This is a genomic window from Comamonas sp. 17RB, from assembly GCF_030056555.1.
Lineage (GTDB): Bacteria > Pseudomonadota > Gammaproteobacteria > Burkholderiales > Burkholderiaceae_C > Comamonas > Comamonas terrigena.
This window is the reverse complement of the sequence record NZ_JASHHY010000001.1, coordinates 368,200-393,319: the sequence shown is the minus strand read 5'-3', so window position 1 is coordinate 393,319 and position 25,120 is coordinate 368,200. Positions and strand designations below refer to the sequence as shown.

General features: G+C 69.0%; 19 protein-coding genes. 16 read left to right on the top strand and 3 right to left on the bottom strand.

The features are described 5' to 3' along the window. Positions 1-5 precede the first annotated feature (5 nt). From QM470_RS01605 to QM470_RS01540, 14 genes are all read left to right on the top strand, one after another. A complete protein-coding gene (locus QM470_RS01605; protein ID WP_192333942.1) occupies positions 6-1,181 on the top strand; it encodes an acetyl-CoA C-acyltransferase in 1,176 nt (391 codons plus the stop codon). A gap of 397 nt (positions 1,182-1,578) precedes the next feature. Beyond that, positions 1,579-3,441, top strand: a complete 1,863-nt coding sequence (locus QM470_RS01600) for an acyl-CoA dehydrogenase family protein (protein WP_192333944.1) — start codon at positions 1,579-1,581, stop codon at positions 3,439-3,441. A gap of 170 nt (positions 3,442-3,611) precedes the next feature. Then, on the top strand, positions 3,612-4,388 hold the full coding sequence (locus QM470_RS01595) for a sterol desaturase family protein (protein WP_283337901.1): 777 nt from the start codon (positions 3,612-3,614) through the stop codon (positions 4,386-4,388). Next, a complete protein-coding gene (locus QM470_RS01590) occupies positions 4,389-5,324 on the top strand; it encodes a fatty acid desaturase family protein (RefSeq protein WP_283337900.1) in 936 nt (311 codons plus the stop codon). 18 nt (positions 5,325-5,342) lie between these two features. Continuing rightward, entirely contained in the window at positions 5,343-7,280 is a 1,938-nt protein-coding gene (locus QM470_RS01585) for an iron-containing redox enzyme family protein (RefSeq protein WP_283337899.1), read from the top strand. A gap of 17 nt (positions 7,281-7,297) precedes the next feature. Next, a complete protein-coding gene (locus QM470_RS01580; RefSeq protein WP_192333952.1) occupies positions 7,298-8,233 on the top strand; it encodes a DUF6999 family protein in 936 nt (311 codons plus the stop codon). Between the two features lie 100 nt (positions 8,234-8,333). Further along, a complete protein-coding gene (locus QM470_RS01575) occupies positions 8,334-8,918 on the top strand; it encodes a peroxidase-related enzyme (RefSeq protein ID WP_218332049.1) in 585 nt (194 codons plus the stop codon). A 242-nt stretch (positions 8,919-9,160) separates the two neighbouring features. After that, positions 9,161-9,637 carry a nucleoside deaminase gene (locus QM470_RS01570; RefSeq protein ID WP_283337898.1) on the top strand — a complete coding sequence of 159 codons (477 nt, stop codon included), beginning with the start codon at positions 9,161-9,163 and terminating at the stop codon, positions 9,635-9,637. A 213-nt stretch (positions 9,638-9,850) separates the two neighbouring features. Then, positions 9,851-10,792: a LysR family transcriptional regulator gene (locus tag QM470_RS01565; protein ID WP_283337897.1), complete on the top strand. Its 942-nt coding sequence runs from the start codon at positions 9,851-9,853 to the stop codon at positions 10,790-10,792. A 328-nt stretch (positions 10,793-11,120) separates the two neighbouring features. Further along, positions 11,121-12,143 (top strand): ABC transporter substrate-binding protein, encoded by a 1,023-nt coding sequence (locus tag QM470_RS01560; protein WP_283337896.1) that lies wholly within the window; start codon positions 11,121-11,123, stop codon positions 12,141-12,143. Positions 12,144-12,247: 104 nt separating this feature from the next. Continuing rightward, a complete protein-coding gene (locus tag QM470_RS01555) occupies positions 12,248-13,255 on the top strand; it encodes an isopenicillin N synthase family dioxygenase (RefSeq protein ID WP_283337895.1) in 1,008 nt (335 codons plus the stop codon). After that, the gene (locus QM470_RS01550; protein ID WP_283337893.1) at positions 13,252-13,671 is read left to right on the top strand and encodes a VOC family protein; all 420 of its coding nucleotides are present in this window, start codon (positions 13,252-13,254) and stop codon (positions 13,669-13,671) included. The genes QM470_RS01555 and QM470_RS01550 overlap by 4 nt, the downstream gene beginning before the upstream one ends. Before the next feature lie 75 nt (positions 13,672-13,746). Next, positions 13,747-14,274 (top strand): MarR family winged helix-turn-helix transcriptional regulator, encoded by a 528-nt coding sequence (locus QM470_RS01545; protein WP_283337892.1) that lies wholly within the window; start codon positions 13,747-13,749, stop codon positions 14,272-14,274. A 334-nt stretch (positions 14,275-14,608) separates the two neighbouring features. Then, on the top strand, positions 14,609-15,799 hold the full coding sequence (locus QM470_RS01540) for a multidrug effflux MFS transporter (protein WP_283337891.1): 1,191 nt from the start codon (positions 14,609-14,611) through the stop codon (positions 15,797-15,799). A 621-nt stretch (positions 15,800-16,420) separates the two neighbouring features. Here the strand turns inward: QM470_RS01540 and QM470_RS01535 are convergent. From QM470_RS01535 to QM470_RS01525, 3 genes are all read right to left on the bottom strand, one after another. Next, the gene (locus QM470_RS01535) at positions 16,421-17,695 is read right to left on the bottom strand and encodes an MFS transporter (protein ID WP_283337890.1); all 1,275 of its coding nucleotides are present in this window, start codon (positions 17,693-17,695) and stop codon (positions 16,421-16,423) included. 230 nt (positions 17,696-17,925) lie between these two features. Beyond that, positions 17,926-18,960, bottom strand: coding sequence for a patatin-like phospholipase family protein (locus QM470_RS01530; RefSeq protein WP_283338198.1), 1,035 nt, complete (start codon positions 18,958-18,960; stop codon positions 17,926-17,928). A gap of 87 nt (positions 18,961-19,047) precedes the next feature. Then, positions 19,048-20,301, bottom strand: coding sequence for a cyanate transporter (locus tag QM470_RS01525; protein WP_283337889.1), 1,254 nt, complete (start codon positions 20,299-20,301; stop codon positions 19,048-19,050). Positions 20,302-20,706: 405 nt separating this feature from the next. Here QM470_RS01525 and QM470_RS01520 point away from each other — a divergent pair, with 405 nt between their 5' ends. Continuing rightward, a complete protein-coding gene (locus tag QM470_RS01520) occupies positions 20,707-21,702 on the top strand; it encodes a tripartite tricarboxylate transporter substrate binding protein (protein WP_283337888.1) in 996 nt (331 codons plus the stop codon). Between the two features lie 59 nt (positions 21,703-21,761). Next, positions 21,762-25,079, top strand: coding sequence for a carboxyl transferase domain-containing protein (locus QM470_RS01515; protein WP_283337887.1), 3,318 nt, complete (start codon positions 21,762-21,764; stop codon positions 25,077-25,079). Positions 25,080-25,120: the final 41 nt, after the last annotated feature.

Sequence of the window (25,120 nt, the reverse complement as noted above, 5' to 3'; positions counted from 1 at the left end):
AATCCATGACTTCTGCAGTGATCGTCTCCACCGCCCGTACCCCGCTGTGCAAAAGCTGGAAGGGCGCTTTGAACATGACCTACGGCCCCACGATGGGCGGCCATGCCGTGCAGCACGCCGTGCAGCGCGCCGGCATCGACGGTGCCGAGGTGGAAGATGTGATCATGGGCAGCTCCCTGCCCGAAGGCACGACCGGCGGCAACGTCGCGCGCCTGATCGCCATGCGTGCCGGCCTGCCGGTCACCACCTCCGGTCTGACCATCAACCGCTTCTGCTCCTCGGGCCTGCAGTCCATTGCCCTGGCGGCCCAGCGCATCATCGCCGGCGAAAACGACGTGCTGGTGGCCGGCGGCCTGGAGTCCATCTCCTGCGTGCAGCTGGAAGCCAACCGCCACATGAGCCAGGATCCGGCGCTGCTCAAGCTCAAGCCCGAGATCTACTGGAACATGCTGCAGACGGCCGAGCAGGTGGCCCAGCGCTACCAGATCAGCCGCGACGCCATGGACGAGTACGGCGCCGCCAGCCAGCAAAAGGCTGTGGCCGCACAGGCTGCCGGCCTGTTCGACGCCGAAATCGCCCCCATCACCACGGTGATGGGCGTGGCCGACAAGACCCTGGGCCTGATCACCAAGCAGGTGACGGTGAGCAAGGACGAAGGCATTCGCGAAGGCACGACCAAGGAAGGCATCAGCGGCCTGCGCAGCGCGCTGCCCGGCGGCCTGATCACGGCCGGCAATGCCAGCCAGTTCTCCGACGGTGCCGGCGCCTGCGTGCTGACCAGCGAAGACTATGCGTCCCGCAAGGGCCTGCAGCCACTGGGCCGCTTCCTCGGTTTTGCCGTGGCCGGCTGCGAGCCCGATGAAATGGGCATCGGCCCGGTGTTTGCCATTCCCAAGGTGCTCAAGAAGCTGGGCCTGAAGATGGACGACATCGACCTGTGGGAGCTGAACGAGGCGTTTGCCGTGCAGGTGATCTACTGCCGCGACAAGCTGGGCATTCCGGCCGACCGCCTGAATGTGAACGGCGGCGCCATCGCCGTGGGCCACCCCTACGGTCTGTCGGGCCAGCGCCTGACCGGCCACGCGCTGATCGAAGGCAAGCGCCGTGGCGCCAAGCGGGTGTGCGTGACCATGTGCATCGGCGGCGGCATGGGCGCGGCCGGTATCTTCGAAGTGCTGTAAGCACGGGCCGCTGCGGCCCTCGCGGCCCATGCGGCTTCCGTGGCTTTCCCCGCAGCCTGTGGCAGCCCGCCACGGGCTGCGGCCCCCCGGGGCGTGCAAGGCGGCCCGGGGCCGGTGCGCCCTCTGCGGGAAATCCCGCTGACCCCTGGGTGACTGGCAGGCGGTTTGGCGCCGCGCAGGTGACATGCAGACCGCGCCGCTGCCGCTACTGTGAACCCTGTGCCGACCCCTGTGGTGCGGGCGCTGTATCCCCCTTAACTTCCATCACCGCTGCTTGCGTTCAGTGCGTTCAGTGCATTCGGTGCGTCCATTGCGCCGATGGCCAGGGCCATGGCTGTTGCCATGGCATGGCGGGCGCGCACGCGCAGGCGCAAGCGGCCTCTTTGGTCTCCACAACATGTCCCAGCTGCGATCCACGCTTGAGTTCCTTGTCTACGACTGGCTGCAGGGCGAGGGCCTGACGGCCCGCACCCGCTACGCCGACCACAGCCGCGAAACCTTTGACGCCGTGCTGGACACCTGCGAGCGTATTGCGCGCGAGAAGTACGCGCCTTTCAACCGCACGGTCGATACCGAAGAGCCGCGCTTCGACGGCGAGAAGGTGATCCTGCCCCAGTGCACCTACGACGCACGCCGCGCCTATGCCGAGGCCGGCATGCTGGCCGCAGGCAAGGACGCCGAGTGGGGCGGCATGCAACTGCCCTATCTGGTGGAGGCGGCGGCCAACAGTTTCTTTGCCTGCGCGTCCGTCAGCATGGGCTCCAACCTGCTGACCAGCGCCAATGCCAACCTGCTGCTGGTGCACGGTACGCCGCTGCAAAAGCAGGTGTTCGCCGTCAACGAGCTGGAGGGCAACTGGGCCGGCACCATGGCCCTGTCGGAGCCGCAGGCCGGCTCCAGCCTGAGCGACATCAGCACCCGCGCGCTGCCGGATGGGGATGGCTTCGAGAGCGATCCGCTGGGCGCGCGCTACCGCCTCAAGGGCAACAAGATGTGGATCAGCGCCGGCGACCACGAGCTGACCGAGAACATCGTCCACCTGGTGCTGGCCAAGATTCCGGGGCCGGACGGCAAGCTGATTCCCGGGGTGAAGGGCATCTCGCTGTTCATCGTGCCCAAGAAGCTGGTGGATGCCCAGGGGCAGCTGACCGGCGAGCGCAACGATGTGGCCCTGGCCGGCCTGAACCACAAGCTGGGCTGGCGCGGCACCACCAACACGCTGCTGAATTTTGGCGAAGGCAAGTACCCGGTGCGCGGGGACGGCGGCGGCGGGCTGGACGGGCAGGGTGCGGGCGCCATCGGCTACCTGGTGGGCCAGCCGCACGAAGGCCTGAAGTGCATGTTCCACATGATGAACGAGGCACGCATCGGCATCGGCATGGCGGCCACCATGCTGGGCCTGGCGGGCTACTACGCCAGCCTGGACTATGCCCGCAACCGCCCGCAGGGCCGCCCGGTTGGCGAAGCCGGCAAGGACGCGACCCGGCCGCAGGTGCGCATCATCGAGCACACCGACGTCAAGCGCATGCTGCTGGCCCAGAAGGCCTATGGCGAAGGCGCGCTGGCGCTGAACCTGTACTGCGCCCGCCTGGTGGACGACGGCCGCACCGGCACGCCCGAGGTGGCGGCCCGCGCCAAGCTGCTGCTGGAAGTGCTGACGCCGATCTGCAAGAGCTGGCCCAGCGAGTTCTGCCTGGAGGCCAACAGCCTGGCCATCCAGATCCACGGCGGCTACGGCTATACGCGCGACTTCCCGGTGGAGCAGTACTGGCGCGACAACCGCCTGAACATGATCCACGAGGGCACGCACGGCATCCAGGCGGCGGACCTGCTGGGCCGCAAGGTGCGCATGCAGGACGGCGCCGGCCTGCAGCTGCTGGCGGCCACCATCAACGCCACCATCGAGCGTGCGCTGCAGGTGCCGCAGCTGGCGGGCTACGCCAACCAGCTGGCCCAGGCCCTGCAGGATGTGGGTGCGGCCACCAAGGCCGCCTGGGCCACGGCCAACCCGCAGGAGGCGCTGGCCAATGCCGTGCCCTATATGCAGGCCTTTGGCCACACCGTGCTGGCCTGGATGTGGCTGGACGTGGCCCTGGCCGTGCTGGCGCGGGATGCGGCGCTGTCCGCTCCGGCCCATGCAGGGCAGATGGGCGCGGCCCGCTATTTCTTCCATTACGAGCTGCCCCGGATCGGTGCCTGGCTGCAGGTGGTGCGCCAGCGCGACATGACCTGCGCCGAGCTGCCCGAAGACGCGTTCTGAGGGCCGCCCCGCCGGGAGAACCGGGGGCGCCGCGCACGATGCAGGTCGTAACACTCTGTTCGCCTGGTGGGCCGGCGCAGTCCCTCCGTTATCATGCGCCGCATGCTGCCGAGGGACGAACGCCTGGATACACCTGAAACCGCCACCTGCCACGGCAGCGGGGAGGGCGCATGAACGCCGGTCTGTGGTTCACCCAGCTCACGGCCTGGCAGGTCATGGCCGTGGGCCTGGCCTTCTTTGGCGCGCTGTACCTGCTGGGCGGCTGGGGCATGACGGCCCTGACCCGCATGCTGGCACGCCGCCAGGTGGGCAAGGTGCTGGACACGCGGGCCCTGCAGCCCGACCAGCTGCAGCGCGAATGGCGCCAGTCGGCGATGTCGGTGCTGCTCTTCGGGACCGGCACGGTCGTGCCCTGGGGCCTGTTGCAGCTGGGCTGGGCCCAGCTGGCCCCCACGGCCAGCGCCGCCCGCGTGGCGGCCGAGATCGTGGTGCTGATGGTCTGGAACGATGTGCACTTCTGGCTGAACCACCGGCTGCTGCATGCCAAGGCCCTGGTCCGCTTCCACGGTGACCACCACCGTTCCTATGTGACCACGCCCTGGTCCACCTACAGCTTCCACCCGCTGGAGGCGCTGATGCTGGGCAACATCATCCTGCTGCCCATGCTGGTGCACGACTTCTATTTCTGGTCGCTGGCGGCGGTGCCGGTGCTCAGCCTGGTGCTGAACGTGATCGGGCATTCCAATTACGACTTCTTCCCGCGCGTGTCCGACACCCACCCGCTGGCGGCCAGCCGGCGCCACCACCTGCACCATGCGCGTTCGCGCGGCAACTATGGTTTTGCGCTGGCCTTCATGGACCAGCTGATGCGCACCCAGCTGCAGGCGCCCGCCCCCAAGTCACCCAAATCCCCCGGCTCCCCGACATCCCCCGAGGGCCGGCACTGAATGCCGCCAGCGGCAGCCCCGGTCCACCTTCTGCCGCGCCTGCGCCACTGGCGCGACTGGCAGTCCGTGGCCTATCTGCTGGCGCTGCCGGCCCTGGTGGCCTGGCAGTGGACGCATGGCTTTGTCTGGTGGCTGTATGCCATCACGCTGTTTCTGACGCTGGGTGTGGGCGTCATCCACCACAACCACACGCACCTGCGCATGTGGCGCGGGCGCTGGGCCAACCGGCTGACGGACTATGTGCTGACCCTGCTGCAAGGCCATCCCACCTTTGTGTTCTGGCCCGCCCATGTGGGCAACCACCACCGCTTCCGCCACGGCCCGCGCGATGTGGCGCGCACCTACCGGCCGGAGTTCGGCGGCGACACCAACCACCTCTGGGGCTATCTGGTCCACCCGCTGCAGGCGGCGTGCGTGCTGTACCCGCTGTTCATTCGCTGGCTGGCGAATCTGCGCCGGCACTGGCCCGGGGCGTTTCGCTACTGCATGGGCCAGTACCTGCTGTGGCTGGGCAGCTGGACCTTCCTGCTGCTGCTGGACTGGCGCAAGGCCTTGCTGTTCGTCATCGTGCCGCAGCTGCATGGCCTGCACTGGCTGCTGGCCACCAACTACCTGCAGCATGCCCATGCCGACGGCCGCCCGCTGTCCAGGGCGCAGCGCAAGACCGACGGTATCGCCCTGAACTACGCGCGCAATTTCGAGGGGCTGGTGAACCCCTTGCTGTTCAATATCGGCCTGCATACGGCCCACCACGAACACCCGCAGGCCCATTGGTCGGCGCTGACGGGGCTGCACCGGCGGCTGTACCGCCACCGCGTGCACCCGGCGCTGAACGAGGGCGGGCTGCTGCCCTATATGGGGCGGGTGTTCGTGCTGGGGCTGTTTGCACGCCGTGCGCGCACGCAGCCGCTGATGCCGCCCGAATCCATTCGATGAACCCGAACTGAACTTTCCATGCCTGTTGCCTATTCCAACGTCTACCTGCAATCTGCCGGCATGTTCCTGCCCGGCGCCCCGGTGGACAACGCCGGGATGGACGCCTATGTGGCGCCGCTGAACCGCATTTCCGACCGCCTCAAGCGCCGCATCCTGGGGGAGAACGGCATCCAGACCCGGCACTACGCCATCGACGGGGCCGGGCAGACCGTGTTCAGCAACGCGCAGATGGCGCAGGCCGCCATCGAGGCCACGCTGGCGCAGGCGGGCCGCAAGCTGGGCGAGGTGGGCTTTCTGTCCAGCGGCTCGTCCGGGGGCGATGCGCTGATGCCGGGCTTTGCCAACATGATCCAAGGCGAGATGGCTGCGCCGCCGATGGAGACCCTGTCCGTGCACGGCGTGTGCGCCGCCAGCGTGGGCGCGCTGCAGGCTGCGGCCCAGGCGGTGGAAGGCGGTGCCCACCCGCTGGCGCTGGCCGTGGCCAGCGAGATGCCGTCGCGCCTGTTCAAGCGTTCGCGCTTTGCGGCCCAGGGCTATGACACCGATTTCGACGCCCACTTTCTGCGCTGGATGCTGTCCGACGGCGCGGGGGCCGTGCTGCTGGGCGGGCCGCAGGCGCTGCCCCAGACCCCGGGCCTGCGCTTGAAGCTGCGCTGGACCCACCAGCGCAGCTTTGCCGGCGACTACCCGGTCTGTATGCAGCTGGGGCTGACGCCGGACCGCAGCACCAGCCACCTGGACTTTCCCGCCTGGGGCGATGCCGAGGCCGCGGGTGCGCTGGCGCTGCGCCAGGACATCCGCCTGCTGCCGCACCTGTTCGATGTCTGCATCCACGAATACGCCGATCTGGCCCACCAGGGCTGGGTGCCCGAGCGCGGGATCGACCATTTTCTGTGCCATTACTCGTCCGAGCGTTTCATCCCCGTGGTGGACGAACTGCTGGAGAAGGCGCAGCTGGGCATTCCGCGCGAGCGCTGGTGGAGCAATCTGGCCTGGCGCGGCAACACCGGTGCGGCGTCCATCTTCATCATGCTGTCGGAGTTTCTGCAGCAGCAGGGCGCGCGCCTGAAGGCCGGGGACACGGTGCTGTGCTTCATTCCCGAATCCGGGCGCTTCACGGCCGGTTTCATGCTGTGGGAGGTGGAGGCGGATACGCCGGTGCAGGCCGCACCCGAGACCGCCCTGCCACGCAAGACCGCCACGGCAGAGCCGGCCGACCAGGGCGCGCTGCCCGATGTGGCCACCATTGCCGCGCCGCACGATCCGGCCACGGCGCCCCAGGCGCTGGCGCCGCTGCTGACCGAGCTGGCCAGCATCTGGCAGGATTACCGCTCGCGCGTCTGGCGCACGCCGCTGCTGCAGCGCATGCGCACGCGCCAGCTGGACACGGCCGACTATGTGCGCTGGATGGGGCACTGGATTCCCCAGGTGCGCGAAGGCAGCCTGTGGATGCGCGAAGGGGCGGCCTCGCTGACCGGCGAGTACGCGGCGCTGGCCGGGCTGATCGATCTGCATGCCGACGACGAGCAGCACGACTTCAAGGTGCTGCACAGCGACTACCTGAAGGCCGGCGGCACGGCCACCGACATCGGCCAGTTGCGCCGCAACCCGGGCGGCGAGGCGCTGAATGCCTACCTGCACGGTTTGGCGGCCACGCCCAACCCCATCGGCCTGCTGGGGGCGATCTACATCATTGAAGGCACAGGTCAGCGCATTGTGCCCAGCCTGTTGCCGCTGCTGCGCCAGGCGTTGCCGCTGCCGCCCGATGCCTTCCGCTTTCTGGAATACCACGGCGCCAATGACGAGCACCATCTGGAGCGCTGGCTGATGGCGGTGCAGATGGCGCTGGCGCTGGATGCCGACGGCACGGCGGCCCAGGCCATTGTGCAGACGGCGCAGCACACGGCCCAGCTGTACCTGATGCAGTTCCAGCATGTGCTGCCGCAGGCACGGTGAAAGAGCAGGAGCCCGATATGGACAAGCACAAGGATTTTCTGGACCAGCCCTGGGACGAGCGCGACCCCGACCCCTGGCTGGCGTTGTACCTGGACCAGAGCACGCCGCTGCCCGACGCCGTGAAGGCCGCGTGGCTGCGGGACTGCAGCAGCAGCTCGCGCCAGTACCTGCTGCCGTTTCTGCGCCCGCTGGCGCGGCTGAGCATCATCGCCATCCAGATCCTGAAGGTGGTGCTGCCCAAGCGCTGGGCGCATTCCCGGCTGCTGCACAAGGTGCTGGCCTTCAGCATGAACACCTTTGTCTCGCCCGAGGCGAACTGGCTGATCATGCGGCACTTCCACCTGGGCTCCCACATCCTGGCCTTTGTGGCGGCCAATGCGCCCACGCCGGTGAAGACTGCGCCCATCGAGCCGGCCTGCATCGACGACATCAAGGACGAGCTGTTCCTCAAGCACGATCTGAACCTGTTCAACTTCGTGATCCGCCTGAACCAGGCGCTGCGCGCCGAAGGCAAGGAACTGGGGCCGGTGGCCGAGCCGGATTTCACCATGGTGACCGAGCCCACGCTGCGCCTGGAAGACATGCCGCGCGGGCCGTTCAACAAGCTGGACCTGCAAAGTGCCATCGAGGTCTACACCCCGGTCTACCAGCTGCTGCTGACCGACCACGACTTCTGGCGCGCCAGCAATTCCCTGCAGCTGGACGAGACCCTGGCCATCTACTGCGCCAAGATCCTGGCCACGCCCGAGCACCTGGTGATGCTGAACAACAAGCACCCGCTGGTGCCGCTGTCCACGCTGCGTGCCGGCCACCGCCTGGTGCTGCACGGCCTGTCCACCGAGATGCTGCACTGCCTGCTGATGCGCATGGCGTCGGGCGAGCAGCCTGTGCCGGCGCGCGAAATCGCCCGCATGCAGCGCGTGGTGGAGACGGTCTCCGGCCCGGTGCCCTGAACCGACGCCGCGCGGGCGCCGGCAGGGCAGGGTAGTTCTGGGCTGGTCTGCGCCGGCGGGGCCGGCTACCCTTGGGGCAAAGAACCAGGAGACCTGCCCAGTGACCACCCCGACCGCTTCCGCCCCTGCCATCAGCCGCTTTCCAGTGCCCCAGCTCGACGACCTGCCCGACGATATCCGCCAGCGCATTCTGGCGGTGCAGGAAAAATCCGGTTTCATCCCGAATGTGTTTCTGGTGCTGGCACACCGCCCGGACGAGTTCCGCGCCTTCTTTGCCTACCACGACGCGCTGATGGACAAGCCCGGCAACCTGACCAAGGCCGAACGCGAGATGATTGTGGTGGCGACCAGCAACGCCAACCAGTGCCAGTACTGCGTGGTGGCGCACGGGGCCATTCTGCGCATCCGCGCCAAGAACCCGCTGATTGCCGACCAGGTGGCCATCAACTACCGCAAGGCCGACCTCAGCGCGCGCCAGAAAGCCATGCTGGACTTTGGCATGAAGGTCTCGCAGGCGGCCCATGGCGTGGGCGATGAGGACTTTGCCCTGCTGCAGACGCATGGCTTCACCCAGGACGATATCTGGGACATTGCCGCCATTGCCAGCTTCTTCGGCCTGTCCAACCGCATGGCGAATGTCACCAGCATGCGGCCCAACGACGAGTTCTTCAGTCTGGGGCGCTGAGTACTGCGCGTGCCGGACCAAGGGGGCCTCGTCGTGCGGCGTACGCCCCTGCGCGGCTCCGGCGCTACAGCGGCCCGGTATTGCTCGTTTGTCGCCCTTGTGTTGCCATCTTGTTGCCCTTTGGTGGGCTGTTGGTGGGCCGTTGATTGGCTTTTTGTTGGCCTTTTGTAGGTCCGGTATCGGCGCCGGGACGCTCGCAAAGGTGGTAGCTTCCATAGCTTGTGATGTGGAGTGTTTGTTCTATGACCACCGATTTTTCCGCCGCCGACCACCACGCCATGGCGCTGGCCATCGATGCCTCGCGCCAGGCGCTGGAGGCCGGCGACATGCCGTTTGGCGCCACCCTGACCGATGCGCAAGGCCGGGTGCTGTGGGTGGCGCGCAATAACCAGGTCAGTGCCCAGGACTGCATGGGCCATGCCGAGACCGTGCTGGTGCAGGAAGTGCAGAAAGCCCTGGGCCCGCAGGTGCTGCGGGGCGGCACGGTCTACGCCAGCGGCGAGCCCTGCGCCATGTGCAGCGGTGCGCTGTTCTGGGCCGGCGTGCGCCGCGTGGTCTATGCGGCCACCACCCAGGACATTGCCCAGGCCCTGGGCGGTCCGGTACTGCCCGCCACGGCGGAGCAGGTGCTGGGCCTGGCGGCGCCGGCGGTCACGGTGCAGGGCGGCCTGCAGCGCGATGCGGCCGTGCAGGTGCTGCAGGCCAAGGCGCAGGCCTGAACCGCGCCGCCCGGTGGTCCGAGTGCTGAGCGCTGCGTCCTGACCCTGGTGCGTCTCGCACGCGGGAGGGCGGGGCAGGGAGGTCCGGCCAGGACGGTAGATTGCCGGTGGGCCATGGTCCGGGCTGGCGCCGATCTTGCATCGGCAACCTGGCCCTTGTCACCCTGGCGCCCATCCCCGGAACCCTTCTCGGGCGGTGCGCTCATTGCCCCCATGACCCTGCGACTGCACGCCCGCGCACTGCTGTACTTCGATGCCATCCGCAAGGCCGGCTCCATCCGCGAGGCGGCGCGGCGCCTGCATGTGGCCTCGTCGGCGGTGAACCGCCAGCTGCTGGAGCTGGAAGACCAGATCGGCGCGCCGCTGTTCGAGCGCCTGCCTGCGGGCCTGCAGCTGACGGCGGCCGGCGAGGTGGTGGCGCGCCATGTGATCGTGGTGCTGCAGGACGCCCACAGGGTGGACAGCGAACTGGATGCGCTGCGCGGCATCCGCCGGGGCGAGGTCAGCCTGCAGGCGGTGGAGGGGCTGAATGCGGACTTTCTTCCCCAGGTGCTGGCCCAGATGGCGCAGCACTACCCGGGCGTGCGGGTGACCACGCGCTCCAGCGGTTCGGCCAGCATGGCCGCGGCGGTGGCCATGGGCGAGGCCGATGTGGCCGTGGGCTTTGCCCTGCCGCGCCATGCGGAGCTGACCCAGCTGGCCATGGGCCGGTTCGACCTGGGGGCGGTGGTGACGCCGACGCACCCGCTGGCCGGGCGGGCCGCGGTGAGCCTGTCCGACTGCGCGGCCTATCCCTTGCTGCTGCCGGGGGCCGAGCTGTCGGTGCGCTGGCTGCTGCAGCCCTGGCTGGACCGGCTGGCCGGGCAGCTGCATGTGCCGCTGGAGTCGGCCTCCATCGACCTGATGCGCACCCTGGCGCGCGACGGGGTGGGTGTGGCCTTCCAGACCCGGCTGGGGCTGGAGCGGGAGCTGGCCGCTGGGCAGCTGGTGTTTGTGCCGCTGCGCACCCCGGGGGCGCTGGTCAGCGAGCTGGGGGTGTATGTGCGGGCCGGGCGTGCCCTGGCGCCGGCGCTGGATGCCTTTGTGCGGCTGCTGACCGAAGCCGTGGCGCGGGCCCAGGCAGTGGAGACTGCCCAGGGCGCGCACCTGCGCTAGCGGCGGCGACCGGAGCTGTGGCAGCAGCGGGCAGAGGTTGCGCAGGGTGGGCGCAGGGGCCGTGCCAAGGGAAAAAAACGGCAAAAAGACGGTGAAAAAAGCGGCAGGCCACGGGCCATGCTGCCCTGTGCTGGTGCGCCGCTGCACCAGGGTGGCGTGGGGCGTGCATCAGGCTTGTGCTGTGCGCTTTTTGAGAGCGGCTTGCTGCAAATTCTGTGCTTTCTGAACCGGGGTGGGCGCTCTACAGTGAATCCCATGCCGGTGTTTTGATCTCGCTCAGGACCGGATGTTGCGATTGTTGTTCCCCCACACCTCGGAGAGTATTGCCATGAAACGCCGTTCACTGTTGCAAGCCAGCTTGGGCTGTTCCGCACTGGGTGCCCTGGGCCTGGCCCGCGCGGCCAGCCCCACCCGCTTCAAGTTCAACCTGGGCTGGAAGGTGGAAGCCTCCGGTGCCGGTTTTCTGCTGGCCCAGCAACGCGGCTACTACCGCGATGCCGGTCTGGATGTGGTGATCGACACCGGCAACGGTTCCACCGGCGCCATCAGCCTGGTGGCCAGCGGTGCCTACGATGCGGCCTCGGCCGATCTGGCATCGATGATCGAGTTCATGGTGCGCAACCCCGGCGCGGGCCTGCAGGCGGTGGCCATCCAGTACGACCAGAACCCGAATGCCGTGATCACCCGCAAGGGCGGCCCGGTGCGCAAGGCGTCCGATCTGGCCGGCAAGACCATTCTGGGCCAGCCCTTCAATGCCTCGCGCAAGCTGTTTCCCGCCTTTGCCAAGGCCCAGGGCTTTGACGCCAGCGGCGTGCGCTGGGAGAACCTGGAGCCGGGCGTGGGCGACACGCGCTTTGCCAAGGGGGACTTCGATGCCGCCGCCTATTTCTATTTCACCGGGCTGCTGAACCTGAAGGCGCGCGGTGTGGATCTGGCCACGCTGGATGTCTACCGCTATGCGGACTTCGGCATCCAGTCGTACGGCAACGGCCTGGTGGCCAGCATGCGTTCCATGGCCAATGCCGGGGCCATGAAGGCCTTTGTGGCGGCGTCCACCCGGGGCTGGCTGGATGCCATTGCCGATCCCCGCGCCGGCGCGGCCGCGGTGAAGGCGCGCGAGCCCCTGGTGAACGAGGCCATCGAGCTGGAGCGGCTGCGCCTGATCATCGACGGCAGCATGAAGTCGGCGGGCACGGCGGCCCACGGCTGGGGGGCGGCCACGCCCGAGCGCCTGCAGGCCACGCTGAGCGAAACCCTGGAGGCCTTCAATCTGCAGTCTTCGCTGACCACGGCGCAGATCTGGACCGATGCCTTTTTGCCGCCCGCAGCGGCACGCCGCCTGCCGGCGTGAGGGCAGGGGTCTGTCGGCGGGGCGGCGCACTGCATGCGTGGCATGCGCGGTAGGTGCTTGCCGGTGTTGTCTGCTGGTGTTTTCTCTTTGATACGGGTTTTGTGATGGGTATTCCAATTCTGGATCTGACGGATGCACTGCATCCCGGTGCGCCCCGCAGCGCGGAGGTGGCGGCGCAGCTGCGCCAGGCGGCCATGGGCTCGGGCTTTTTCTATGTGCGCCACCACGGCATTGCCGCCGAGGTGGTGCAGCAGCAGTTTGCGCTGGCGCGCCAGCTGTTCGAGGCGGTGCCCGAGGCGACGCGCGAGCGCCTGTCTATCCACCACTCGCCCACGCAGCGCGGCTACGAGCAGCTGGGGGCGCAGACGCTGGACCTGTCGGCCCGCCCGGATGTGAAGGAAAGCTTTTACTGCGGCATGGCCTACCCGGACGACCACCCCTATGTGCAGGCCGGCTACCAGACCTATGGCGGCAACCAGTGGCCGCCGGAGCTGCCGCAGGCGCCCGCGCAGTGCGAGGCCTATATCCAGGCCTTGCTGGCCCTGTCGCGCCGGCTGATGCAGCTGCTGGCGCTGTCGCTGGCACTGCCGGAGGACTACTTCGATGCGACCAGTGCCAGCCCGATGCTGTCGCTGCGCATGCTGCGCTACCCCGCGCATCCGGCCGACGCCGATGCACAGACCTTTGGCGCCGGCGCGCACACCGACTGGGGCGCGCTGACCATCCTGGCCCAGGACATGCACGGCGGGCTGGAGGTGTGCATGCCCGACGGCAGCTGGGTGCCGGCCACCCCGGTGGCGGACTGCTTTGTGGTGAACCTGGGGGACATGATTCCGCGCTGGACCAACGGGCTCTACCACTCCAATCCGCACCGGGTGCGCAACACCCAGTCTGGCGGGCAGCCGCGTTTTTCCATTCCGTTCTTCTACGAGCCGGACTTCATGGCCCGCATCGAAGCGGTGCCCGGCACGGTGCCAGCGGGTGAGACCCCGCGCTTTGCCCCGTGCACGGCCGGAGAGCACCTGAGCGAGATGTACCGCCGGACCTACCAGCTGAAAACCAAAGCGCCTGCGGGCACGGGTGCGAACACGGGGGCGGAGGTGGTGGCATGAAGGTCTTCGTCAACCAGTTCTGCCGTGACACCGAAGGGCAGATGCAGTTCTATGCCACCTTGCTGGGCCTGCCGGAGCTGGCGCAGCGCCGCTCGCCCATCTACCGTGCGCTGGATGCGGGGGAGGCGGAGCTGGGCTTCAACAGCGAGGCCGCCTATGCCCTGCTGTCCCTGGACGACCGCATGCCGGCCAAAGCGGCGCCGGCGCCGGTCACCGCCTATGCCACCTTCATGCTGGACAGCCCGCAGGCGGTGGACGCCGCCGCCGCGCAGGTGCAGGCCCTGGGCGGCGGCGTCATCAAGGCACCGTATGCCACCTACTACCAGGAATGGCAGGCCGTGCTGCACGACCCGGAGCAGCGCGTGTTCCGCGTGAGCGCCGCCGTGGCGGCCGCACCGGCCATGGCCGGGGGCTGAGCGCATTGCCCTGCTGCGAGCAGGGTGTCGCGCCCGGACCTGCGGGCGCAGACTGTTTTCTTGCAAAATATTGGCATGCAAACTAATTCGCATGCCATGGTGGATGCCGTCACCGCGCCGGCGTCCGACTCCCCCCCTTCCTGGCTGGACGAGGGCCCCGATGTGCCCGAACCGCCGCAGGCACGGGCCCGGCTGGGGCGCTTGATCGGCGGGGTGTACCGCCAGTGGCGCCGCCAGGTGGACCAGAGCGTCAAGGACCTGGGCCTGACCGATGCCACCCGCGCACCGTTGCTGGCGCTGCACGCGGCCGATGGCCCGTTGCGGCAGAAAGAGCTGGCGCACGCGCTGCTGCTGGAAACCTCGTCCCTGGTCCGCGTGCTGGACCAGCTGCGCGGCATGGGCCTGGTGGACTGGGACAGCGATCCCAACGACCGCCGCACCAAGTGCATCGTGCTGACGCCACGCGGGCGCAAGACGGTGGCCCGCATCCTGACCCGCAGCCTGGAGATCGAGCGCAGCATCCTGGTGGATGTGACGCCCGAAGAACTGGTGGTGCTGCGCAGCGCCCTGGAAAAAATCTCCCGCCGTTTTGACACCCTATGACGCCGTGCAGCCACTGCGGTGGCCAGCATGGCATGGAAAGCAGGGCGCAAGCCGCTGCTGAGAAGCTATGAATTCCCGGGACGTTCACCACTCCCCACTGGACACGGCAGCGCCTGAAGCGGCCGATCTGTCCTCCTTGCCTGTTTCCTTGCCCGGTGCCGCAGAGGCACGGTCGGGCCAGGAGGGCGCTACAGCACCGTCATCGCCGCCATCGCTACCGGCATCGCCGCCCGTGAGCCCGGTGGTACCGGTTGCTCCAGCTGCACCTGCGACCCCAGCGGCATCTGCTGCGCCTGCGGCCCCTGCAGCATCCCGCCCCGCGGGCGCGCTGCCGGTGCTGACGGCGCCGCTGTGGCTGCTGGTGCTGGTCACGCTCAGTGGCACCATGGCCATGCACATCTTTGTGCCGGCGCTGCCGGTGGCGGGCAGTGCCTTGCATGCACCGGCGGCCAGCATGCAGCAGACCATCACCCTGTATGTGATCGGGCTGGCGCTGGGCCAGCTGGTCTACGGCCCGGTGTCGGACACCTGGGGCCGCCGCCCGGCCTTGCTGGTGGGACTGGGGCTGTACCTGTCGGCCAGTGTGGTGGCGCTGTGCGCACCCACGCTGGAGTGGCTGCTGGCCGCGCGGCTGGTGCAGGCCCTGGGGGGCGCGGCCGGGATCACGCTGGGCCGGGCCATTGTGCGCGACATCGCGCCGCCCGAGCGGGTGACCAAGGACCTGGCGCTGCTGAATCTGCTGACCCTGGTGGGGCCGGGGCTGGCGCCGATTGTGGGCTCCTACCTGGCCGAGCATTTCGGCTGGCGCGCCATCTACCTGTTCCTGGTGAGCATGGGCGTGGCCATGGTGCTGTGCACCTGGCGCATGCTGCCGGAAACCAACCGCCAGCGCCGGCCGCTGGCCATCGGCGGCATCGCCCGGGACTACCGCACCCTGCTGTGCACGCCGCGCTTTGCCGGCTTCATGCTGGGCGGCGCGTGCTCCACCACCGCGCTGTACCCCTATCTGGCAACGGCGCCCTACATCGTGCACGGGCAGCTGGGCTACCCGATTGCCATGGTGGGCTGGTTTGCGGCCGCCACCATTGTGGGTGCCAGCCTGGGCACCCTGGTGACCCGGCGGCTGGCAGGGCGCTACCCGGCCGAGCGCTTTCTGTATGTGGGCGGCGGCATCGGCCTGAGCATGGCATTCGCCTTGCTGGTGGTGCAGCTGGCGGGCTGGCTCAACGGCCCCATCCTGGTGGCCGTGACGCTGGTGATGACCCTGGGCGCCGGCATGTCCAGCCCGGCCGCGCTGTCGCGCGGGCTGTCGGCTGTGCCGTGGCTCACGGGGTCGGCCGCCGGCCTCTACGGTTTCGGGCAGATGGCCATGGGCGCGCTGGGCACCAAGCTGGTGGGCTATGGCGACAATCCGGCCGTGGCCTGCGCGGTCACGCAGATCTGCATCATCGGGCTGGCGCTGGCCAGCTACCGGTTTGCCGCTTCCCAGCCGGTGGCCGTGCAAGGCGAGTTGCCGGGGCGCTGAGGGAAAGCCGCTTGTGGCTCCCTGCTGATGCTCGCTGTTCACACCCCGCCAAGGTGGCGGGAGTGTGACAAAACACTGCAGGGCGCAGGCCCGGGATAGGGCAGCAAAGCCCCAGGCAAGGCGCCTGGCAGGCCATGCCCGGCGGCCGGCTGCTTCGGGAAACGGAGCGGTGCACCCAGTGTGCATGGCCGCTACGGGAGCAGGACTGCCCGGGCAGGGCCGAGGACAGGGCTAAGGGGGGCCGGTATCCACCCCGGCGCATGGGCTCCACCGCCGACACACAAACGCGAACGATGCTTACTTGCATCCGTCTGTCGGAATGCGGGTGCGTGGTTACACTTTGTGCTGCAGAGAGGGGTGGTGTGCCAGAACCCGCACCGGGTGGTCTGTCAGAGGGCCGCGCGGTGGTCTGCCGGTGTGCCGCCCCCTGGGTCTGCAGCAGGAGGTGCCATGAGCTACTATCCCATGACGGAGTCCGGTCGCTTCGACCCCGTCTTCTTTGCGCTGTTCACCCTGTTCCTGTGGTGGAGCATCCTCGCCGCAACGGGAAGCTGAGCAGCGGAACCACGTCACGGCGGCAGCGCGCAGCGCGGGCCTGCAGGGCCCAGGCGGCTGGCCGCGTCAGGCGGCAGCCGCAGGCAGCCCTGTGCGGCGCGCCGGCAGCACCAGGGCCACGGCAGCGGCCAGCAGCAACAGCACGCCGGACATGCCGAAGGCCAGCCAGTGCGTGCCGAAGTGCTCATACCCCCAGCCGCCCAGCCAGGAGCTGACCATGGCGCCCAGCTGGTGCCCCAGGTAGGCCCAGCCATAGAGCACGCCCACTTTTCGCACCCCGTACACATCGGCCAGGATGGCCGAGGACAGCGCAATGCTGCCGGCCCAGACAATGCCGCCGATGACGGAGGTGCCGAACAGCTCCAGCCGGTTGCCCGCCAGCAGCAGCGCGAAAAAGCCCAGGCCCCGCACCAGATAGATCACGGCCAGCAGCTTTTTGCGTTCCACCCGGTCGGCCAGGCGGCCCAGCACCATGGTGCTGGGAATGGCGACCAGTCCGATCAGCCCGATGCCCAGTGAGCTGGTGGTGGCGTCAAAGCCATGGTCCATCAGCATGGGCATGCCGTGCGTGCCCAGCAGGTTCATGCTGAAGCCGCAGGCGAACAGGCCCAGCGTGATTTTCAGGAACGTGGCCGTGCGCATGGCCTGGCCCAGACTCAACTCCGCCATGGCGTTGGCATTTGCATTTGCATTTGCATTAGCGGGCGCGCTGCGGGCGGCGGCCGGCTGCAGGGGCGCGTCCCCGTCGGCCGGTGCGTCGTCCCGGACGATGTACAGCGCCATGGGCACGGTGATGGCGGTGAACAGGGCGGCAAAGCCCAGCAGGGTGGCCTGCCAGCTGACGTGCTGCAGCGCCGTGCCCAGGGCGGGCGTCATGAAGGCGATGCCGGCCATGGAACCGGTGGACAGGAAGAACAGCGCCATGCCCCGCCGGCGGTTGAACCAGCGGCTGATGACGGGGGTCAGCGCCACCGGGCTGGTGAAGCCGGCGCCGATGGACATCAGCACCCCGAAGCTCAGCAGCAGGCCGCTGGGGCTGCGGGTGTTCACCGTCCACAGCGTGGCCGTGACCAGGATGGCGGTGCCCACCAGCAGGACAAAACGGGTGCCGTGGCGCGCCACCAGCCAGCCGGCCAGCGGCATGGCCAGGCCATAGCACAGCATGCCCACGGCCACGATGGAGGCCAGCAGGCTGCGGCTGAATCCCAGGTCCTGCGCCATGGGCAGAAACAGCGGGCCTATGCCCAGCCGCATGCCCACGGTGAGCAGGGTCAGCACGGTGGCGGCCGCTACGATGTTCCAGCCAAAGTACCAGCGGGGTGGGGGAGCAGAGGAGGTCATGGCGCAGCAGAGGTCGAAAGCCCCGCGCAGGGGCGTGCGCAGTGGGGGCAGACGGGCATGGTACGCGGCCCGCTGGCGGCGCGCTGTCGCCCAGGCTGCAAGGCGCAGCGGGGGCTGCACGCGGGCGGGCACGGTGCGGTCGGCCAGGTGCGGCCATGCGGCTACACGCCCGCCGGGTGTCCCCCGGCAGGGAAGTCCGGCCTGCTATGGCGCAGGCCGGAGCCTGTGCCTCAGGGGCGGGGGCAGGAGTTGTCCAGCCCCGCCATGCCGGCCAGCTTCTGCATTTGCGAGCGCTGTTCCAGGCAGTTCAGGTGCTGGGCTTCGGCCGCTTTCTGCTGGGCCAGCTGGGTGGCCTTGGTGCGTTCGGCCTGGAGCTTGGCCACGCGTTCGCGCAGCTGCGGCATCACGGCCAGGGCGGCTTTCTCGCCTTCGACAATGGCGTTGGCGCGCTGGCTGAAATCGGCGGCGCCGATGTCCAGCACCTTGGGGCGGATGATGATGTCGGCACGCGAGAGTTCGGCCTGGCCCAGCTTCTGGCCCATGATGGCGATGGACTGGTTCAGCGCGCCCAGCATGTTGTCGGGGGTCTTGCCGCGGGCCTTGTTGGAAATGTCCACGGCCACCACGATGTCCGCGCCCAGCTGGCGTGCGGCATCCACCGGGACCGGGCTGACGATGCCGCCGTCCACATAGTGGTACTTGCCGATGCTGACGGGCTGGAACACGCCCGGGATGCTGCTGGACGCACGCACAGCCTGGCCGGTGTTGCCACGGGCAAACACGGTGCGCTCACCGTCTTCCAGGCGTGTGGAGACGGCCACGAACGGCTTGGCGAGCTGGTCCAGCGGCTTGCGCGCCACCTGTTCGTTGACATAGTCCTCGAGCTTCTGGCCCAGCACCAGGCCGCCGGAGGACAGCTGCAGATCGCGGATCTTGGTTTCGTCCAGGGCGACGGCCTTTTCCTGCAGCTCGAAGGCATTCATGCCGCTGGCGTAGAGGGCGCCCACCACGCTGCCGGCGCTGGTGCCGCTGACCACCACGGGGGTGAAGCCATTGGCTTCCAGCATCTTGATGACGCCGATGTGGGCAAAGCCCTTGGCCGCTCCGCCGCCCAGGGCAATGCCGATGCGCACCGGCGGGGCCGCCGGGGCAGAGGCCAGCGGTGCTGGCGCCGGGGTGCTGGGTTGGGGCGGGTTGCTGGTGCAGGCGGCCAGGCCGAGTGTGCCCACGCAGGCCGCCAGGCGCAAAGATGCATTCAAACGCATACCGGGAAAACGTGCAGTCATGGGCGGCAAAGTATAGACCCCGGTGCCGGGCGGCCGGGCAGCGCACCCTGCCGACCCCGCCGGGGATCAGGTTGCCGGGGCCCGCAGCCGCTGCGCGTAGTGGCGGGGGTTGAAGCGGGCCGACAGCAGGCCGACCAGGGCGGCCACGCCGGCCTGGTACAGCCAGCCCGGGGTCCAGCTGCCGCTGGACTGGTGCAGCTGGGCCACGATCCAGGGCGCCAGGGCCGCCAGGATGAAGCCGCCGCCCTGCATCAGCGCGTTCAGCGCGCCGGCCTGGGTGGGGGAGGGCAGGTGGTCCAGCGCCACCACCATGAACAGGGCAAAGCAGCCGCCCAGGCCCACGCCCAGCACCAGGGCGTTCAGGGTGGGGGCCGCATCCGGCCAGCAGGCCAGGCCGGAGAAGCCCAGCACCTGCAGGGCCAGCATGGCCATGATCCAGAGGCGGCGGTCGGTGCTGCGCGCGGCCAGCGCGGGCACGGCCAGGGCCGCCAGCGCCTGGGCCACCGACAGCAGGGCCAGCAGGCTGCCGCTTTCGGTGCCGGACCAGCCGTGGGTCTGGTAGAACGGGGCCAGCCAGGCCACGGTGCTGGCGTAGCCGCCATTCATCAGGCCGAAGCTCAGCAGCAGCAGCCAGGTGCGCGGCCGGCGCACCAGCCAGCCGGTGTCACTGGCCGGCGTGCTGGCGGGCGTGTTGGCCGAGGCACGGGTAGCCGGCTGCGCCGGTGCCGGCAGGCCGGGCAGGCGCCCCAGCACCCACCAGGCCAGGGGCAGCGTGACCAGAACGGGCACGGCCCACATGGCCAGGGCGGCCTGCCAGCCCAGGCCCCATTGCATGGCCCAGGGCGAGAGCTGGGCGCTGAGGGCGCCGCCGCCCATCAGGGCGGCGGAATACAGGCCCATCATCACCGCCATGCGTTGGGGGGACTGGCGCTTGATCAGCCCCGGCAGAATGCCCTGGACCAGGGCCACGCCGGCCCCGCACAGTCCGGCCGTGGCCACCAGCACCCAGGCGTTGGCGCCGGCCAGCCGCAGCGCGCAGCCCAGGCCGATGGCCAGCAGTGCCCAGACAATGGCCGGGCGCAGGCCCAGGCGCCGCAGCGCGGTAGGGGCCAGCCAGGTGCCCACGCCCATCAGCACCATGGGCAGCAGGGTCAGCCAGGAGAACATGTGCAGCCCCATGCCGGTGGCCGTCTGGATGGCATGGCCCAGCGGGCCGGGGGCGGTCAGAAAGGGGCGCAGGTTCAGCGTGATCAGCACCACCGCCAGCAGCCAGAGCCAGGTGGGCAGGCGCGCAGCGGTGGGAGGGGAGGAATCGGTCATGGAGCAGGCAAGGCCGGGCAGGCGCGTGGCACCGTGTACTGCAGCGGGGCGGTGACAGCGGTAAACGCGGCAGGGGCGAAAATGTGGAAAGTGCGTAGAAGCTGTAAGCCCGATGAAGGCTTGGCGGGGCATATTGTCCTGCACCCTGGCACGCCGTGCAGCGTGCCGCCGCCTGGGCCGGCCGGGCGCCCTGTGCAGGGCGTCTGCGCTGCCGCCCTATACGCCGCTGCACCCCATCCGTAAAGACTGCCGCGCGCTGGCCTGTCACCTAGGCTACGGGGTGGCTGACGCTTGCGGGACATGGCTGCTGCCTGTGTGACGGCGGCGCGGGGTTTGCCCTGATCTGCTGCATTTCTGCGCGTGATGTCATGGCGTCTCTTCAACGAGACGGCTATGGAGACGGTGATGAGCAAGGGTGTAGATCTCAAGCGCAGAGCAGTGGTGGGTGGCCTGTGCATGGCGTGGGTGCCGCTGATGGCGCAAACCAAGGGTGCGGTCACGGCGCCGCCGGAGTTGGCAGGCAAGACGATCAAGCTGATCGTGGGCTATCCCCCCGGGGGCGGCACCGACCTGACCGCCCGCACTCTGGCCGTCTACGTGGGGGAATACACCGGCCTGACGGTGATCGTGGAAAACCGCCCCGGCGCCGGCGGCAACATCGCCACCGACAACGTGGTGCGCGGCCAGGCCGATCCCAGCAACTGGCTGTTCGTGACACAAAGCCAGGTCATCACCAATCCGCTGCTGATGAAGATGAGCTTTGAGCCCATGCAGGAGCTGGCGCTGCTGGCGCGGGCCAGTGCCAGCCCGCTGGTGCTGATCGTGAAGGCGGATTCGCCCTTCAAGTCCTTCGACGACATCATGGCGGCGCACAAGAAGAACCCCGGTTCGCTGAACTATGGCTCGGCCGGCATCGGCACGCCCCAGCACATCGGTGTCGAATGGCTCAAGAGCCTGTCCGGCCTGCAGGCCGTGCACACCCCCTACAAGGGCAGCGGCCCCTGCATCATGGGCCTGATGTCGGGCGAGATCGACTTTGTGCTGGAGTCGGGCGCCGCCGCATCACCCCATGTGCGTGGCGGCAAGGTGCGCGCCATCGGCATTGCCGGCAGCGCCAAGCCGGACGACTTCAAGGAGGTGCGCCAGATCGAAGCCAGCGTGCCCGGTTTCAACATGGACGCCTGGAGCGGCGTGGCCGTCTCCAAGAAGGTTCCCGCCACCACCCGGCAGTACGCCGAGCAGGTGCTGCAGGCCTGCCTGAACAACCCCGATTTCATTGCCAAGCTCAAGGCCCAGGGTGGCAACCCCGGCTGGCTGAGCGCCGTGCACTTCACCCAGTCCGTGACCGAGGAAGCCAGGGTCACCAAGGACATCGTGGTCAAGAACAACATCCGCCTGTGACATGGGCGGCATCCCTCGGTATCTCCAGTCAGTGTAGTCAGCGAAGTTAGGAAGACATTTTGAAAAAGGTATTGATCGCCAACCGGGGCGAAATTGCGGTGCGGGTGATCCGCGCGGTCGCGGATCTGGGTCTGCATTCGGTGGCCGTGTATGCACAGGACGACGCCAACAGCAGCCATGTGCATCTGGCCGATGAAGCCGTGGCGCTGCAGGCCAGCGGGCCGGCGGCCTATCTGGATGTGCAGGCCATCATCGGTGCCGCGCAGGCCACCGGGGCCGACGCCATCCACCCGGGCTATGGCTTTCTGAGCGAGCGGGCGGACTTTGCCCAGGCCTGCGCCGATGCCGGCGTGACCTTTGTCGGCCCCGCGCCGCAGCAGCTGGCGCAGTTTGGCGACAAGGCCCAGGCCATTGCCCTGGCAGTGGCCTGCGGCGTGCCCATCATGCCGTCCACGCGCGGCGATGCCACGCTGGAGGAAATCACCGCGTTCTTCGATGCCCAGGGCGGCAACGGCATTGTCATCAAGGCCGTGGGCGGCGGCGGCGGCCGGGGCATGCGCGTGGTGACCGAGCGCGCGGAGCTGGCCGAGGCCTATACGCGCTGCAAGGCCGAGGCCCGCTCGGCCTTCGGCATGGAGGCGGTCTATGGCGAGCGCCTGGTGGTGCGCGCCCGCCATATCGAGGTGCAGATCGTGGGCGACGGCCAGCAGGCGATTGCCCTGGGCGAGCGCGATTGCACGCTGCAGCGCCGTTTTCAGAAGCTGGTGGAAATTGCCCCCAGCCCGGTGCTGCTGCCCGCGCTGCGCGAGCAGGTCACCCAGGCGGCGTTGACCATGGCCCGGCGCGTGGGCTACCGCAGCCTGGGCACGTTCGAGTTTCTGGTGGAGGAGGACCCCCAGGGCCACCAGGTGGCGGCGGTGTTCATCGAGGCCAACCCGCGCCTGCAGGTGGAGCACACGGTGACCGAGCAGGTGACCGGGGTGGACCTGGTGGCCACGCAACTGGGCATTGCCCAGGGCCGCAGCCTGCAGGAGCTGGGGCTGGATCCGCAGCGCCCGCCGGTGGTGCAGGGCTTTGCCATCCAGGCCCGCATCAACGGCGAGAGCACCGACGCCAAGGGCATGTCCCACCCCTCCCAGGGCTGCCTGCAGCAGTTCGACGCCCCCAGCGGCCTGGGTGTGCGCGTGGACACCCATGGCTACGGCGGCTACACGCCGTCGCCGCATTACGACACCTTGCTGGCCAAGCTGATCGTCACCAGCCACAGCGCCAGCTTTGCCGATGCCGCCCGCCGCCTGGAGCGGGCGCTGGCCGAATTCCACATCGACGGCGTGCAGACCAATCTGCCGCTGCTGCGGGCCGTGGTGGGCAGCGAGGATTTCGCACGCCAGAACATCCACACCCGCTACTGGGCCGAGCACCTGGACAGCCTGCTGGCCCGCATGCAGGCCATCGAGGCCGAAGACCGTGCCAAGGCCCGTCCGCGCCCGGCTGCGGCCAGCACGGCCGCCCCGGCCGCAGCCGTGGAAGACGAGGCGCTGGAGAATGACAGCTGGTCGGCCGTGCGCGCCATCACCCATGGGGTGCTGATCGAGCTGCTGGTGGAGCCGGGCAGCACGGTGCAGGCAGGCCAGACCGTGGCGGTGATCGAGTCCATGAAGATGCAGCACGTGGTGGCCGCGGAGCAGGCCGGCCAGGTGCTGGAGGTGCGCGGCACCGTGGGCGAGATCGTGCCCCAGGGCCGCATTCTGGCCGTGCTGCAGCCCCAGGGGGGCGTGGCCGAGGACGCCACCGCCCAGGTGCAGGCGCAGGATCCGCTGGCCGTGCGCCCGGACCTGCAGCGCCTGATCGACCGCCAGGCCTTTCTGTGGGACGCCAACCGCCCCGAGGCCGTGGCCCGCCGCCGCTCGCGCGGCCAGCGCACGGCCCGCGAGAATGTGGCCGATCTGCTGGACGACGACGGCAGCTTTGTGGAGTACGGCGCGCTGGCGATCGCCGCCCAGACCAAGCGCCGCAGCGTGGAAGACCTGGTGGCCAACACCCCGGCCGACGGCCTGATCACCGGTGTGGGCAACATCAACGGCGCGCTGATCGATGCCGAGCGGGCCCGCGCCGCCGTGATGGCCTATGACGCCACGGTGCTGGCCGGCACCCAGGGCAAGCGCAACCACGTCAAGACCGACCGCATCGTGGAAGTGGCGCTGCGCGACAAGCTGCCGTTCGTGCTGTTCGGCGAAGGCGGCGGTGGCCGCCCCGGCGATGTGGACTATCCCTCGATTTCGGGCTTCCAGACCTCGTCCTTTGCCGCGTTCGCGCAGCTCAGCGGCGAGGTGCCCGTGGTGGGCATCGTCTCGGGCCGCTGCTTTGCGGGCAATGCCGCCTTCGTGGGCTGCTGCGACGTGATCATTGCCGACAAGTCGTCCAACATCGGCCTGGCGGGTCCGGCCATGATCGAAGGCGGCGGTCTGGGCATCTTCAAGCCCGAGGAAGTGGGGCCGGCCCCGGTGCAGTACGCCAATGGCGTGATCGACGTGCTGGTCGACAACGAGGCCGAAGGCGTGGCCGTGGCCAAGCAGTACCTGTCCTTCTTCCAGGGCCGGGCGCGCGAATGGACGGCGCCCAACCCGCTGGCGCTGCGCAGCGTGGTGCCGGAAAACCGCCTGCGTGCCTACGACACGCGCGCCGCCATCCACGGCGTGGCGGACGTGGGCAGCGTGCTGATGCTGCGCGAAGGCTTTGGCGTAGGTATCCACACTGCGCTGGCGCGCATCGAAGGCAAGCCCGTGGGCATCATGGCCAACAACCCGCGCCACCTGGGCGGTGCGATCGACGCCGATGCAGGCGACAAGGCCGCGCGCTTCATGCAGCTGTGCGATGCCCACGGCCTGCCCATCATCTCGCTGATCGATTCGCCCGGCTTCATGGTCGGCCCGGACATCGAAGCCAAGGCCCAGGTGCGCCATGTCTCGCGCATGTTCGTTGCGGCGGCCAAGCTGCGCATGCCCATCCTGGCGGTCACCCTGCGCAAGTGCTATGGCCTGGGCGCCATGGCCATGGCCGGCGGCGGCTGGCATGCCAGCCACTTCACCGTGGCCTGGCCCACCGGGGAGTACGGGCCCATGGGCCTGGAAGGTGCGATCCAGCTGGGCTTCAAGAAAGAGCTGCAGGCGGTGCCCGATGGTCCCGAGCGCAAGGCGCTGTACGACCAGCTGGTGGCCCAGATGTACGCCCGGGGTCACGCCATGAACGTGGCCGGCAATGTGGAGATCGACGCGGTCATCGACCCGGCCGAGACGCGCAAGTGGCTGGTGTCCGGCATCCACGCCGCGGCCATGCACGCGGCCAAGCCCCGCGGCCGCTTTGTGGACACCTGGTAAGGCAAGCCCCCGGGCGGACGGCCGTCCGCCCGGGGATGAAA

What these genes read in the sequence shown, in the direction of transcription:
- QM470_RS01605 (WP_192333942.1), top strand. Translation starts at nt 6, where the DNA reads ATGACTTCTGCAGTGATCGTCTCCACCGCCCGTACCCCGCTGTGCAAA.
- QM470_RS01600 (WP_192333944.1), top strand. Translation starts at nt 1,579, where the DNA reads ATGTCCCAGCTGCGATCCACGCTTGAGTTCCTTGTCTACGACTGGCTG.
- QM470_RS01595 (WP_283337901.1), top strand. Translation starts at nt 3,612, where the DNA reads ATGAACGCCGGTCTGTGGTTCACCCAGCTCACGGCCTGGCAGGTCATG.
- QM470_RS01590 (WP_283337900.1), top strand. Translation starts at nt 4,389, where the DNA reads ATGCCGCCAGCGGCAGCCCCGGTCCACCTTCTGCCGCGCCTGCGCCAC.
- QM470_RS01585 (WP_283337899.1), top strand. Translation starts at nt 5,343, where the DNA reads ATGCCTGTTGCCTATTCCAACGTCTACCTGCAATCTGCCGGCATGTTC.
- QM470_RS01580 (WP_192333952.1), top strand. Translation starts at nt 7,298, where the DNA reads ATGGACAAGCACAAGGATTTTCTGGACCAGCCCTGGGACGAGCGCGAC.
- QM470_RS01570 (WP_283337898.1), top strand. Translation starts at nt 9,161, where the DNA reads ATGACCACCGATTTTTCCGCCGCCGACCACCACGCCATGGCGCTGGCC.
- QM470_RS01565 (WP_283337897.1), top strand. Translation starts at nt 9,851, where the DNA reads ATGACCCTGCGACTGCACGCCCGCGCACTGCTGTACTTCGATGCCATC.
- QM470_RS01560 (WP_283337896.1), top strand. Translation starts at nt 11,121, where the DNA reads ATGAAACGCCGTTCACTGTTGCAAGCCAGCTTGGGCTGTTCCGCACTG.
- QM470_RS01555 (WP_283337895.1), top strand. Translation starts at nt 12,248, where the DNA reads ATGGGTATTCCAATTCTGGATCTGACGGATGCACTGCATCCCGGTGCG.
- QM470_RS01550 (WP_283337893.1), top strand. Translation starts at nt 13,252, where the DNA reads ATGAAGGTCTTCGTCAACCAGTTCTGCCGTGACACCGAAGGGCAGATG.
- QM470_RS01545 (WP_283337892.1), top strand. Translation starts at nt 13,747, where the DNA reads ATGCAAACTAATTCGCATGCCATGGTGGATGCCGTCACCGCGCCGGCG.
- QM470_RS01535 (WP_283337890.1), bottom strand. Translation starts at nt 17,695, where the DNA reads ATGACCTCCTCTGCTCCCCCACCCCGCTGGTACTTTGGCTGGAACATC.
- QM470_RS01530 (WP_283338198.1), bottom strand. Translation starts at nt 18,960, where the DNA reads ATGCGTTTGAATGCATCTTTGCGCCTGGCGGCCTGCGTGGGCACACTC.
- QM470_RS01525 (WP_283337889.1), bottom strand. Translation starts at nt 20,301, where the DNA reads ATGACCGATTCCTCCCCTCCCACCGCTGCGCGCCTGCCCACCTGGCTC.
- QM470_RS01520 (WP_283337888.1), top strand. Translation starts at nt 20,707, where the DNA reads ATGAGCAAGGGTGTAGATCTCAAGCGCAGAGCAGTGGTGGGTGGCCTG.